This is a genomic window from Myxococcus llanfairpwllgwyngyllgogerychwyrndrobwllllantysiliogogogochensis (assembly GCF_006636215.1).
GTDB classification, from domain to species: domain Bacteria; phylum Myxococcota; class Myxococcia; order Myxococcales; family Myxococcaceae; genus Myxococcus; species Myxococcus llanfairpwllgwyngyllgogerychwyrndrobwllllantysiliogogogochensis.
On sequence record NZ_VIFM01000012.1, the window covers coordinates 1 to 12,639 of the forward strand.

At 68.3% G+C, this 12,639-nt stretch carries 8 protein-coding genes; 4 read left to right on the plus strand and 4 right to left on the minus strand.

Features of this window, described 5'->3' with window-relative positions:
* Positions 1 to 210: 210 nt before the first annotated feature.
* Positions 211 to 705, plus strand: a complete 495-nt coding sequence (locus FJV41_RS04650) for a hypothetical protein (RefSeq protein WP_141641188.1) — start codon at positions 211 to 213, stop codon at positions 703 to 705.
* A gap of 3 nt (positions 706 to 708) precedes the next feature.
* Here the strand turns inward: FJV41_RS04650 and FJV41_RS04655 are convergent, their stop codons facing one another.
* Positions 709 to 3,255: a DEAD/DEAH box helicase gene (locus tag FJV41_RS04655; RefSeq protein ID WP_141641234.1), complete on the minus strand. Its 2,547-nt coding sequence runs from the start codon at positions 3,253 to 3,255 to the stop codon at positions 709 to 711.
* A 276-nt stretch (positions 3,256 to 3,531) separates the two neighbouring features.
* Between FJV41_RS04655 and FJV41_RS04660 the strand changes: the two genes are divergently transcribed.
* Positions 3,532 to 6,159 carry a galactose oxidase-like domain-containing protein gene (locus tag FJV41_RS04660; protein ID WP_246136988.1) on the plus strand — a complete coding sequence of 876 codons (2,628 nt, stop codon included), beginning with the start codon at positions 3,532 to 3,534 and terminating at the stop codon, positions 6,157 to 6,159.
* 24 nt (positions 6,160 to 6,183) lie between these two features.
* Here the strand turns inward: FJV41_RS04660 and FJV41_RS04665 are convergent, their stop codons facing one another.
* The 3 genes from FJV41_RS04665 to FJV41_RS04675 all read right to left on the minus strand — a co-directional run bounded on the left by FJV41_RS04665 (position 6,184) and on the right by FJV41_RS04675 (position 10,776).
* Positions 6,184 to 8,922, minus strand: coding sequence for a bifunctional acetate--CoA ligase family protein/GNAT family N-acetyltransferase (locus tag FJV41_RS04665; RefSeq protein WP_141641189.1), 2,739 nt, complete (start codon positions 8,920 to 8,922; stop codon positions 6,184 to 6,186).
* Positions 8,923 to 9,012: 90 nt separating this feature from the next.
* Complete coding sequence (locus FJV41_RS04670) at positions 9,013 to 9,735, minus strand: siderophore-interacting protein (protein WP_141641190.1); 723 nt, start codon at positions 9,733 to 9,735, stop codon at positions 9,013 to 9,015.
* A gap of 141 nt (positions 9,736 to 9,876) precedes the next feature.
* Positions 9,877 to 10,776 (minus strand): NmrA family NAD(P)-binding protein, encoded by a 900-nt coding sequence (locus tag FJV41_RS04675; RefSeq protein ID WP_141641191.1) that lies wholly within the window; start codon positions 10,774 to 10,776, stop codon positions 9,877 to 9,879.
* Between the two features lie 80 nt (positions 10,777 to 10,856).
* Here FJV41_RS04675 and FJV41_RS04680 point away from each other — a divergent pair, with 80 nt between their 5' ends.
* Positions 10,857 to 11,870 carry a LysR family transcriptional regulator gene (locus tag FJV41_RS04680; RefSeq protein ID WP_141641192.1) on the plus strand — a complete coding sequence of 338 codons (1,014 nt, stop codon included), beginning with the start codon at positions 10,857 to 10,859 and terminating at the stop codon, positions 11,868 to 11,870.
* Between the two features lie 125 nt (positions 11,871 to 11,995).
* Positions 11,996 to 12,616, plus strand: coding sequence for a DUF2378 family protein (locus FJV41_RS04685; RefSeq protein ID WP_141641193.1), 621 nt, complete (start codon positions 11,996 to 11,998; stop codon positions 12,614 to 12,616).
* The last annotated feature ends 23 nt before the right edge of the window (positions 12,617 to 12,639 follow it).

The window sequence follows — 12,639 nt, forward strand, 5'->3', positions numbered from 1 at the left end:
CCGCAGCTCCGCTCCACGACGACCCCTTGAATCGGAGCGAAGCGCCCGCAGGTCACCGCGCGCGGAACCACGGGAGCGGACTGAACGCCCCCCAGACACAGGCTCACCGCTGTGTCTCCGCGCCCGCACTCAAGCCCGGTCCGCGCCTTGCAGAACCCCTGTGCACGAGACGCGGCCAACAGCGCCGCGCAGGAGCACAAGGTCATGTGGATGACACGGTGTTGGAAGGTGGCGGCGATGTGCGGCTTTCTGGCCGCGCCCGGGGCCCTGGCGAAGCCGACGACGCTCGCTCAGCCCCCCGAGCAGACAGCCACGACTCCCCTCCTCTTCGACGCGGGGATGCCGGAGCGCGAGGACCTCTTCGAGGGCGCACCCGACGAGATGGCCCCTCCCCGCCTGCGCCACGCGGAGCCCGTGTCCTGCATCGCCGCGCCAGAGGGCCGCCTGTGGGTCGCCTCCACCGAGGAGTGCGGCGACACCGAGTGCATCGACAAGATGACGGTGTGGGTCGGCTCGTGGACCGTCGAGGACGTGGCGGTCGACGTCCAGTGCGACGCCGAGCACGTCATCCTCTCCACCCACGACTGGCGGATGGTCCTCATCTCCGACGGCAAGGGCGACTTCGACGTCAAGGAGTCCACCCTGGGCGAAGAAGAAGCCCCGCTGGCCGGAGGCGAGCTGACGACGCCCGCCTCCGAGAGCTGAACCTCACGGACCGATGCGGCGCAGGATGAGGATGGGGCCTTCGTCCAGCCGCCTGTCCCGCAGGTCAATCTCGCAGTCGATCATCCAGTCGCCATGGCCCTCGGGGTCCATGATGCGCTGCTGGACCTCCCAGAGCCGCTGTCCCGACTCCTTGAGGAACGTGTTGGCCGGCTTGCGAGCCTGAGGCGTGAGCACCACGATTTTGTGCTCCTCGTGGTACGGCACCATGGCCTGCTCCAGCTTCGGCGCGGTCCACTCGCCCAGGGCATTGTCCAGGAGCGACAGCGCATCCGAGTAGCGCTTCTGCCCCAGCGCGCGCAGCAGCCGGTGCAGCTCCTCGCGCACGCGGGCCGCGAAGGCGCGAGGGTCCTCGGTGAGTTCCTTCGGCTTGAGCTCCACGGCCGGCTTCGCCTCGACGACGGCGCCCGGGTTCTTCATCCGCTCCCACTCGTCCACGAGGCTGGAGTCCACCTGACGAATGGTGGCCCGCAGGTGGTCGATGATGTCCTCCACCTCCTCCGTGCGGAAGCGCTCCGGCACCGTCTGCGACAGCGTCTTGTACACGTCGCTGACGTAGCGCAGCAGCACGCCTTCGCTGCGCTGCAGCCCGTACTCGCGCACGTAGTCGTGGAAGGACATGAAGCGCTCGAACATGTCGCGCACCACGGCCTTGGGCCGGATGTTCTCCTCGCCCACCCACGGATGCTTGCGCGCGAAGGCGTTGAAGGTGCCGTAGATGAACTCGCGGTTCGGCTTCGGCCACTCCAGCTTCTCCAGCTCCTCCATGCGGTCGTCGTATTCGACGCCGCGCGCCTTCATCTCTTGAATCTTCTCGCCCTTGAGCTGGTGCAGCTGCGCGTAGAGCACCACCTCCGGGTTCTCCAGGATGGACTCCACCAGCGTCACCACGTCCAGCGCGTACGTCTCCGTGGTGGGGTCCAACAGCTCCAGCGTCTCCAGCAGGTACAACGACAGCGTGTGGTTGAGGCTGAAGTCGTACTGGAGCTCCTGCGCCACCTTCACCGTGGCCCCCGAGCCGCCCTCGCCACGCATCACCTCCACGATTCCCGCGCCGCGCAGCGTGCGGAAGTCCCGCGCCGCCTCCCTCAAGTGCCGCCGCTTCAGGAAGTCCGAGTCATGGCAGCGCTGGATGAGCTGCACCAACCGGTGGTAGCCCCCGGTGCCCCGGATGTGGTCGCTCTGGAGCAGGTTGAGAATCATGCCGTGGGACACGGCGAAGCGGGACTCCAGCGGCTCGGGCATGCCCGTCTGGAGCCGCTCGAAGGTGCTCTTGTCGTACTGGACGAAGTTCTTCTGCGGCGGCTTCGCCTTGGGCGTCTTCTTCTTGCCCGCGGCTTCCTTGGCGGCCTGCTTGACGTTCTCGACGACATACTCGGGCGCCTGGGCGACGACGCTGCCCTCGTTGTCGAACCCCTTGCGACCCGCGCGACCTGAAATCTGCAGGAAGTCGCGCACGCTCAGCGTGGTGAGCTTCTCGCCGTTGAACTTGAAGAGCTGCGTGAAGAGCACCGTGCGGATGGGGATGTTCACGCCCACGCCCAGGGTGTCCGTGCCGCTGATGACCTTGAGGTGGCCGCCCTGGGCCAGCTTCTCCACCAGCAGGCGGTACTTGGGCAACAGGCCCGCGTGGTGCATGCCGATGCCGTGGCGCAGATAGCGCTGGAAGTCCTTGCCGTACGGCGTGTCGAAGGGCGCGTCCATCAGCGCGAGGCGGATGGCCTCCTTCTCCTCCTTGGTGGAGAAGTCCACGCTCATGAGGTTCTGCGCCTGCTCGGCGGCGGCGCGCTGCGTGAAGTTCACCAGGTAGATGGGGTACTTCTTGCGAGCGATGAGGTCCTCAATCGTCTCGTGCAGCGCGGACTCGCGGTAGTCGAAGTCCAGCGGCACCGGGCGCTGGGTGCTGCGCACGGTGGCGACCTCCCGGCCGGTGAGCTTCTGGAGGCTCTCTTCGATGATGTGAGTGGGCCCCAGCGTGGCCGACATCAGGAGGAACGTCGCCTGGGGCAGCGCGATGAGCGGAATCTGCCACGCCACGCCACGGTCTCTGTCCGAGTAGTAGTGGAACTCGTCCATCACCACGTAGTCCACCCGGGCGCCCGCGTCGCGCAGCGCCAGGTTGGAGAGGATTTCGGCGGTGCAGCAGATGATGGGCGCGTCGCGGTTGATGCTCGCGTCGCCGGTGAGCATGCCCACGTTCTCCGCGCCGAAGGCATCACAGAGCGCGAAGAACTTCTCGTTCACCAGCGCCTTGATGGGGCAGGTGTAGAAGGAGACCTTGCCCTCGGCCATGGCCTTGAAGTGCAGGGCGGTGGCCACCAGGGACTTGCCGGAGCCGGTGGGTGTCTTGAGGAACAGGTGCTTGCCCGCCAGCAGCTCCAGGATGGCTTCCTCCTGGGCCGGGTAGAGGCTGAGGCCGTTCGTGGAGACGTAGCCGACGAAGCGGTCCAGGATGCTGTCAGCGTCGAGCGGGGGCTCGCCCTTCTTGGGAAGCAGGGCAGCGAGCGGCGCTTGGGACTCAGGGGTGTCCATCACCCGGCGGACTCTAGAGCAGCCACCGTTTCGAGTCCGCTGGGAAATCAGACACCCGTGTCCCACGAACGGTCCTGACCCGGACGCGGGCGCCGGGATTCGGTCCACCCCGCGTCATTGTCCACGCACGCCGGAACGATGTGGCTCGCAGGGCCCATGCCTACCGTTGCGCGACCTTTCGACCAACAAAGGGGCAGCCTGATGTTCCATCCGTGGCGTCTTGCCTTTCTCGCTGCCTGGGCCTCGTTATCGGTCGCCCAGGCACAACCCGCCTCCGTGGGACAATGGACCGCCGTCCAGAAATGGCCGTACTCGGCGGTCCACACCCACCTGCTGCCCACGGGCAAGGTGATGTTCTTCTCCGAATTCGGAGACGGCGACACCCCCACGCTCTGGGACCCGCAGACCAACGTCCTCACCACGCTGCCCAAGGCGGGCTTCAACATCTTCTGCGCGGGCCACGCCTTCATGCCGGACGGTCGGCTGTTCGTGGCGGGTGGCCACATCGACAATGACTCCGGCCTGCCCTACGCCGCCACCTTCGACCCCTTCAAGCTCACCTGGACGCGGCTGCCGAACATGAACGCCGGCCGCTGGTACCCCACCGTCACCACGCTCGCCAACGGGGACATGCTGGTGATTGGCGGCGCGAAGGAGGACAGGACCAAGAACCTGATTCCTCAAGTCTGGCAGACGTCGAAGAACTCCTGGCGCAACCTGACGGGCGCGAGCCTGGACCTCATGTACTACCCGTGGATGTTCGTGACGAACACGGGAAAGACGCTCATGGCGGGGTACTGGAAGCCCGCGCGGTACCTCGACACGGATGGCACCGGCTCCTGGACCTCCGGGCCTCGCACCAGCTACGCCCACAGCCGCAACGCGGGCAGCGCGGTGATGTATGACGACGGCAAGGTGCTGGTCACCGGTGGCGACAATCCCCCCACCAACAACGTGGAGATTCTGGACCTCAACGCCACGAAGCCCGCCTGGCGCACGGTGCCGCCCATGCGCTACGTGCGCCGCCAGCACAACAGCACCATGCTCCCGGACGGCACGGTGCTCATCACCGGCGGCCACAGTGGCCCCGGCACCGACAACCCCAAGTACCCCCGCCTGGAGACGGAGCTGTGGAACCCCGTCACCGAGCAGTGGTCGGTGCTCGCGCCCGCGTCGGCCTATCGCGGCTACCACTCCACCACCCTGCTGTTGCCGGACGGGCGCGTGCTGTCCGCGGGCAGCCGCAACGTCAAGACGATGCAGGTCTTCTCCCCGCCATACCTCTTCAATGGCCCGCGCCCCACCATCGCCTCCGCGCCCGCGTCCATCGCCTACGGAGAGACCTTCCGCGTCAACACCCCCGAGGCGGCCAGCATCACCATGGCGTCGTGGGTTCGCCTGGGCTCCGTCACCCACGCCTTCGACGAAAACCAGCGCTTCATGAAGCTGCGCTTCACCGCCAGCGGAGGGGGGCTCAACGTCGTCGCGCCGCCCAATCCGAACGTGGCGCCGCCCGGGCACTACATGCTGTTCCTGCTCAACTCGAAGAAGGTGCCGTCGGTCGCGAAGATCATCCGCATCGGCGGAGGAGGCACGACGCCGCCCCCGACCGACCCTCCTCCCAACACCGGCTACACCGCGGTGGCCTTCGGCTCCGAGTGGAAGTACGACGACCGCAACGTCGACCCGGGCTCCGCGTGGACGTCTTCTGGCTTCAGCGACGCGTCCTGGAAGAAGGGACCGGCCCAGCTCGGCTATGGCGAGACGGACGAGGAGACGGCGCTGACGAAGACGACGCCGGCGCAGCCCACCGTCTACTTCCGCCGCAAGTTCACCGTCCACGGCATGGTGGAGCAGGCCACGCTCCAGGTGATTCACGACGACGGCGTGGCGGTGTTCCTCAATGGCGCCCAGGTGTTCTCCAAGTACGTCGGCTCCACCGCGCACTCGGCCTATGCCTCCGGCACCGCCTCCGACAACAGCCTGAGCGAGACAACCATCCCCGGCTCTCGCTTCTTGATGGGAGAGAACACGCTGGCCGTCATGGTGAAGCAGGCGAACGCCACCTCCAGTGATTTGTCCTTCGACCTGGAGCTGAAGGTGGCCACCGACGGCATGCAGCACGATGCCCTCATCATGGAGAGCCCCAACGGCGGCGAGACGCTGCGCCCGGGCAACGTCCAGATGCTCCAGTGGATGACCCACGGCGCGGGTGTCGACAAGGTGCGCGTGCAGTTCTCGCCCGACGACGGGGCCCACTGGACCACGGTCGACCAGGGTATCCCGAACATCGGCTTCTATGAGTGGTCGGTGCCGGGCACCGAGACGGCCAAGGGCATGCTGCGAATCTCGGACGCCTCGCGGCCGGACATCGACGACCGCACGGACCTGCCCTTCACCATCTCCCGGACGCCCCAGTTCCAGGCCATCGCCTTCGGCGAGTACTGGAATTTCGATGACCGCAACGTGAACCCGGGCACGCAGTGGACGTCGCTCAACTTCGACGACGGCGCGTGGCGCTCGGGCCCCGCGAAGCTCGGCTACGGCGACGGGGACGAGCACACCGTGATCACCAAGACGACGCCCCTCCAACCGAGCGTCTACTTCCGCAAGAAGCTCACGCTCGGCGAGGCCATCCGCACCGCCAACCTCCGCGTCCTGCATGACGACGGCGTGGCCATCTGGGTGAACGGGAAGCTCGTCTACTCGCGGTACGCCGACAACGGCCTCGGCCATGGCACCTTCGCCAGCGGCGTGTTGAAGGACGCCGTCATCAGCACGGCCAGCTTCGATGGCTCCGCCTTCGTCGTGGGGGAGAACATCATCGCGGTGATGGTGAAGCAGGCCAACGCGGAGTCGAGCGACGTGGCGTTCGACCTCGAGCTGAACCTCGAAGCGAAGTAGCCACCTGGCGGCCCCGGATGTGACTCAGAGCACCTTCACCGCTTTGACCATGTCCGGGGCCAGCTCCTCGTGGGGGAGGATGGAGAACCCCAGCCGCTTGCTGACGTTCTGCATGGCGCGGTTGCCCGCGAGGATGTCCGCGACGATGCGCTGCATGCCCCACGCGCGGCCCACCTCCACCAGTCGCCGCAGCATCTCCGAGCCCAGGCCCTGGTGCTGCACCTCGTCGCTGATGAGGATGGCGAACTCCGCGTCCCGAGTCCCCCTCAGCCGCGTCAGCCGCCCCACCCCCAGAATCTCTCCGCCGCGCCGCTCGGCCACCAGCGCCATCTCCCGCGCGTAGTCGTTGAAGCAGATGCGCGCCAGCCGCTCGTGCGCCACGCGCGTGCTCAACTGCATCAGCCCCGCGTAGCGCAGGAACACCGTCTGCTCGGAGAGCGTCCGGTGGAAGCGCTCCATCTTCGGCTCGTCCTCCGGACGGATGGGCCGCAGCAGCAGCTCCTCTCCGCTCTTCATCTTGAACGGAGACACGTACTGCTGCGGATAGGGCTCGATGGCGAGCCTGGGCAGCTCCGCTTCCGTCACGTCGGGCGGGTGCAGCACCACGCGCGCGTCCAGCGCGAGCAGTCGCTCCGGTGAGGCCAGCAAGGGGTTGATGTCCACCTCCTTCACCAGGCGCTGCTCGACGACGAGCTGACCGAAGCGCACGAGCAGCCGCTCCAGCGCCGGCAGATCCACCGGCTTCGCCCCGCGCACCCCGCGCAGCGCCTGGAGGATGCGCGTCTGCTCCATCATCCGCCGCGCCAGCGTCGTGTTCAGCGGAGGCAGCCCCAGCGCCCGGTCCTTGAACACCTCCACCAGCGTCCCGCCCGCGCCGAAGAGCAGCACCGGACCGAACTGCGGGTCCAGGCTGCTGCCCACGATGAGCTCGTAGCCACCCAGCTTCACCATGGGCTGGACGGTGACGCCGTCGAAGGCCTCCCCCTGCCCCAGTTCCACCAGTCGCTCGCGGATGCCTCGGAACGCGGCGCGCACCGCCTCCGCGTCCGGAAGGTCGAGCCGCACGCCGCCCACGTCCGTCTTGTGCGTCACCGTGAAGGAGTGGAGCTTGAGGACTACGGGATATCCGAGCGCCTGCGCCTGGGCCACCGCGTCCTCCTCCGTGGTGGCGAGCCGCGTCTCCACGGTGGGGATGCCATAGGCGGCCAACAACTGCTTCGACTCGTGCTCCGTCAGGAGCGTGCGTCCTTGCGCGCGCGCGGCGTCCACCAGTCGTCGCGCCGCGTCCCTCCCGCCCGTGGGCTCCTCGGCCAGCGTCGGCGTCTCGTACAGGCCCGCGAGGTTGTACGAGTAGCGCCACATGTAATTGAAGATGCGCGCGGCCGTGTCGGGATAGCCGAAGGTCGGAATGGCCGCGTCGTTGAGGATGCGTTCGCCCGCGACGACCTCCGAGCCGCCCATCCAGCTCGCCAGCACCGGCTTGCCGGAGAGCTTCGCGTAGGGCTTGAGCCGGTCCGCCGTCTGCGTGGGCTCCGTCATGTCCTGCGGCGTGAGGATGACCAACAGCCCGTCACTGTTCGGGTCCTTCCCCGCGACCTCCAGGGCCTTCGCGTAACGCTCCGGGTCCGCGTCGCCGAGCACGTCCACCGGATTGCCATGGCTCCACTGGGGCGGCAGAAAGCCGTCCAGCGCCTTCCGCGTCTCGTCGCCGAGCACCGCCAGCTCGCCGCCCCCCGACACCAGCGCGTCCGTGGCGAGCACGCCAGGCCCGCCCGCGTTGGTGAGGACGGTGAGGCGACGACCCGCCGGGCGCGGCTGCTTCGCCAGCGTCTCCGCCATGTAGAAGAGGTCGGAGATGGACTCCACGCGCAGCACACCTGTGCGACGGAACGCGGCGGTGAGCACCTCGTCGCTGCCCGTCAACGTGCCCGTGTGGGACGCGGCGGCCTGTGCGGCCTGCGCCGTGCGCCCCGCCTTGATGACGATGATGGGCTTGGTGAGCGCCACCTCGCGCGCGGCGGAGAGGAAGGCTCGCGCATCCCCGATGGACTCCATGTAGATGAGGATGGAGCGCGTCATCGGGTCATCGGCCAGGTAGTCGATGAGGTCGCCCCAGCCCACATCCAGCATGGAGCCCACGGAGACGAAGGCGCTGAAGCCCACCGACTCGCGCAGGCTCCAGTCGAGGATGGCGGTGAGAAGCGCGCCACTCTGGCTGATGAAGGCCACGTTGCCCGGGCGCGCCATCGACCCGGCGAATGTCGCGTTGAAGCCCGTGGGCGGACGCATCACTCCCAGACAGTTGGGGCCGATGATGCGCATCCGCGCCGCCTGGGCAATCTGGAGGATTTCCCGCTCCAGCCGCGCGCCCGCCTCGCCCGTCTCCTTGAAGCCGGCGGAGATGATGATGGCGCCCTGGACGCCCAGCTCCGCGCACTCGCGGATGACATCGGGCACGGCGGGCGCGGGCGTGACGACGACGGCCAGGTCCACCGGCTCCGGCAACGCGCGCAGCGACGGCCACGCGCGAATGCCCAGCACGTTGGGGCGCTTCGGATTGATGGGATAGACGGTGCCGCCGAAGGGATTGCTGATGAGATTCCAGAGGACGGTGCGCCCCACGCTGCCCGGACGCTCACTGGCACCCACCACCGCCACGCTGCGCGGCTTGAAGATGACATCCAACGGCTGCCGCGTGCCCTGCTGGTGCAGCACGTTGTAGGAAGGGTCCGACTTCCGGGGGCCAGTCGCGCGCTCGTCCATGAGGGCATCGTGTTTGAAGCGGTGCGGGCGCGCACGCAAGCGCTTCACTCGTCAACCGTGCGGCAGGCGTCATCCGCCCGGCTCTATCGCTCAGTCGAGACCGCTCTTCCCCTCGGCCCAGTACGCCTTCACCTTCTGCCCCGCGTGCGCGATTCCGCTCGAACGGAGCCGGGCCCTCACGGCCTGGATGGCGTGCGCCCGCCCCGTCAGGACCAGGTGCGCGCCACGCCGTCGCTCCAGCGCCGCCCGCAGCCGGGCTTCCACGTCCGCGAGATGCGCTTCGTCCGACCGCTTCTCCACCACCGAGGCGCCCGCGAGGCCCAGCTCCCCCAGCACCCCCTCCGACTCTCCTCGCGAGGAGACCTCGAACACGTGCTCGACGTCCGCCGAGCCCGCCTTCAGGTTCTTCAGCGTGTGCGCGACGGCGAACGACGTCTCGTCCCCGAAGAGGACCACGGGCCCGGGGAGCGACTGGAGCGCGAGGGAGCCTCTCGGCCCGAAGAACTGGCAGCGGTCTCCCACCTTGAGGTCGCGGCCCCATCGCGCGCCGGGGCTGTCGCCGTGCATGTAGACGAGGAAGCGCGTGGACCCCAGCGTCGAGTCCCAGCCCAGCGGCGTGTACGTCCGCATGCCCACGTCGGGAAGGAAGACCTGCACCTTGTCCCCCGGGCTCCACTCGACGTCACGCAGCCCCTCGCCCACCCACTCCATCCAGCGGAAGTGCGGCGAAACGTCCCGCACCTGTCCCACTCGCGCTTCCTTGAACAGGAACCGCCCCAGCAGCCCGCCGATGATTGCCTGCCCCGACGCCATGCTTCTCGCTCCACGTTCGGTGACACCCGTCACGCTTGATTGACGGGCGCCATTCTCGCGCCAGCCCAGCCCACCGGGATGAACAGAGATGACGCGCTCATGAAGAAGTGTGAAGCCACACAGGGACAGGCCCACCGCGCGCTACGCCGCGGAAGCGCGAGCCTGCGCCACCGCGGGCTTGAGGACCTCTCGCGCCCACTGCGCCAGCGTCGTGGACGTGGTGGTCTCCGCCGACCGGGGCTCGGCCGCGTCCATCCGTCCCTCGGGGATGGCCTCGTACATCTGCACGAAGAGGTCGACCATGAACCCGGGCAGGCCCATGCCCAGCATCGCCTTGCGCGCGTCGTCGAAGGAGACCTGCACGTAGCGCACGGGCTGGCCGAGCTCTCGCGAGAGGATGCCCACCACCTCCGTGTACGTGAGGTCCTGGGGCCCGTGAACGCCGATGTACCGGTGCCCCTTCCAGCCCGCGTCGAGCAGCACGTCCGCCGCCTTGTGCGCGATGTCCACCGTCGCGACGAAGGGGGCGCGGCGCTCGGGAGGGATGGTCAGGAAGAGGGTGCTCGCGTTCACGAGCGACGGCAGGTCGCGCAGCAGGTTCTCCATGAAGTAGCCCGGGCGGAGGATGGTGACGTCGGCGACGGCGGCCTTGAAGGCCTCCTCCACCTCGCGAAGCACGCCCACCGGCCCCGTCCCTGGACCCGACTGCGCGCCGACGCTGGACAGCACCACCACGCGCTTCACGCCATGCTGCTTCGCCTTCTGCGCCGCCAGTCGCCCCATGGCCTGGGTCCATTCGACGAAGTCCGGGCGCATGGCGGGCGGCGTCAGCCAGAAGACCGCCGAGGCTCCGGCGAAGGCCTTGTCCAACACGGCCGCGTCGTCCGAGGACCCCTCCACCACCTTCGCGCCACGCTTCACCAGGTCCGCCACCTTCTCCGCGCTCCGGCTGATGAGGGTGAGGGACTGCCCCGCCTCCAGCAGCCGCAGGGCGAGGTTCCGGCCAATGTTTCCATTCGGGGTGTTGATGACGATGCTCATGGACGCCTCCGGTGACTTCGAGATGGCTCCAGAGTGTTCCTCCCCCCATCATGAGGCCATCGCATGTTATTCATTGGCACATGAGCAAGTCGCATGTTGCCCGGGGAAAGAGCCGCGTCCCCACCCGACGCAAACCTCGCGTCGCCCCCGCGCCGAGCCAGCCGTCGAACACGGGACTGGACCTGTCCGGCGTCAACCTCAACCTCGTCGTGGCCCTCGATGCGCTGCTCACGGAAGGCAACGTCACCCGGGCAGCCACGCGCGTGGGCATCACCCAGTCCGCCATGAGCCACGCCCTGCGGCAGCTCCGGGAGCAGTTCGGAGACGCCCTCCTCATCCGGGGCCGGGGAGGGATGATTCGGACCCCGCGCGCCGAACAGCTCGCCGCCCCACTCCACCGGGGACTGCTGGAGGTCCAACGAGCGCTGCGCAACGAGTCCGTCTTCGAGGCCCGCACGTCTGCGCGGCGCTTCACCATCGCCTCGGGTGACTACTTCGCCGCCGCCCTGCTGCCCCCGCTGCTGGAGATGTTCGACGACGAGGCCCCCCGCGTGGACCTCACCATCCGCCCCCTCGTCGTCTCCCAGGTGGAGGCCCAGTTGGAGAGCGGCGAGGTGGACCTGGTCATCGGCGCCTACCCGGACCCCGCCCCCGCGCTGCGCCAGCAGAAGCTCTTTACCGAGGACTTCGTGTGCGTCGTCCGTCGCGACAACTCCCTGGTGAAGGAGGAGCTGGACCTGGAGACGTACCTGCGCCTGCCCCATGTCCTCGTCAGCCCCCGGGGCGAGGGGGCGGGCGCCGTGGACGTCGCGCTGGAGCGCCTGGGCCGCAGTCGACGCATCGGCCTGCGGATTCCCTACTTCCTCACCGCCGCCATCTCCATGGTCCGCTCCAACCACGTCCTCACCGCCCCCCGCCGACTGGCCGAGCTCTTCCTCGACCTCTGCCCCCTGCGCATCCTTCCTCCGCCCGTCTCCCTGAGACCGTTCGACGTCCTCCAGGTCTGGCACGAGCGTTTCGACGACGAACCCGCCCACCGGTGGCTGCGCGGCATGGTCTCCCGCGCCGCCGCCGCACCGCGTGATGAGCGCTAACCCCATGGGAATCCAGCGCTTTTCATGACGGAGCAGGCCTGCTGTCGCTCGCCGACAGGGACACTGAACGTCAATTCACCTGTGGGCGAGCATCCGACGGGCCGACCGGTGTAGGGTGCGACCCTATGACTTCTTCCGAGAAGCTGATTTTCACGCAAACCGTGGAAGCGCTCTTCGTGCGCGCCCTCGAGAACCGCCTCACGCCAGCGTGTCGGGAGCACCTGCGCCGTGCGGGCCTGGACCTCGACCAGAAGCTTGGGCGGACGTATTCGCTGGAGCAGTGGAAGGAGTTCCTCCGCATCGCCGCTGGGCACGTCTACGGCGGAGTTCCCGCTGAAGCCGCGTACTACTCGCTGGGCGAGCGGTTCATGGACGCCTACTTCGGGACCTTCTTTGGCCGCGCGCTCCTGGGCGTCGTCCGGCTGGCAGGCCCCCGGCGGATGCTGCTGCGCGCAGGGATGGGCTTTCGCGCCGGCAATAACTTCAGTGTGGTCGAAATCGTTGAGCGCAGCCCCACCTTCGTGGAGCTGCGGATGAACGATGTGCTGGCGGACGTCCCCACGTTCTCCGCGGGGCTGCTGGCTCGGGCGGTGGAGCTGTGTGGGGGCTTCCGGGTGGTGGTGCTACCCGAGGAGTTCGACGGGACGTCGGCGACGTTCCACATCCGTTGGGCGGAAGTCACGGCCGAGTCGGCCATGCCGCCCCCGGCGGCCGGTTCCGCGGGCGCGCCTCGGCCCCGAGCCTGAGTGAGTCCCGCGCGCCCCCGGTG

Excerpts from the sequence above, each read along its gene's own strand:
- FJV41_RS04650 (WP_141641188.1), top strand. The coding sequence starts at position 211 with ATGACACGGTGTTGGAAGGTGGCGGCGATGTGCGGCTTTCTGGCCGCG.
- FJV41_RS04655 (WP_141641234.1), bottom strand. The coding sequence starts at position 3,255 with ATGGACACCCCTGAGTCCCAAGCGCCGCTCGCTGCCCTGCTTCCCAAG.
- FJV41_RS04665 (WP_141641189.1), bottom strand. The coding sequence starts at position 8,922 with ATGGACGAGCGCGCGACTGGCCCCCGGAAGTCGGACCCTTCCTACAAC.
- FJV41_RS04670 (WP_141641190.1), bottom strand. The coding sequence starts at position 9,735 with ATGGCGTCGGGGCAGGCAATCATCGGCGGGCTGCTGGGGCGGTTCCTG.
- FJV41_RS04675 (WP_141641191.1), bottom strand. The coding sequence starts at position 10,776 with ATGAGCATCGTCATCAACACCCCGAATGGAAACATTGGCCGGAACCTC.
- FJV41_RS04680 (WP_141641192.1), top strand. The coding sequence starts at position 10,857 with ATGAGCAAGTCGCATGTTGCCCGGGGAAAGAGCCGCGTCCCCACCCGA.
- FJV41_RS04685 (WP_141641193.1), top strand. The coding sequence starts at position 11,996 with ATGACTTCTTCCGAGAAGCTGATTTTCACGCAAACCGTGGAAGCGCTC.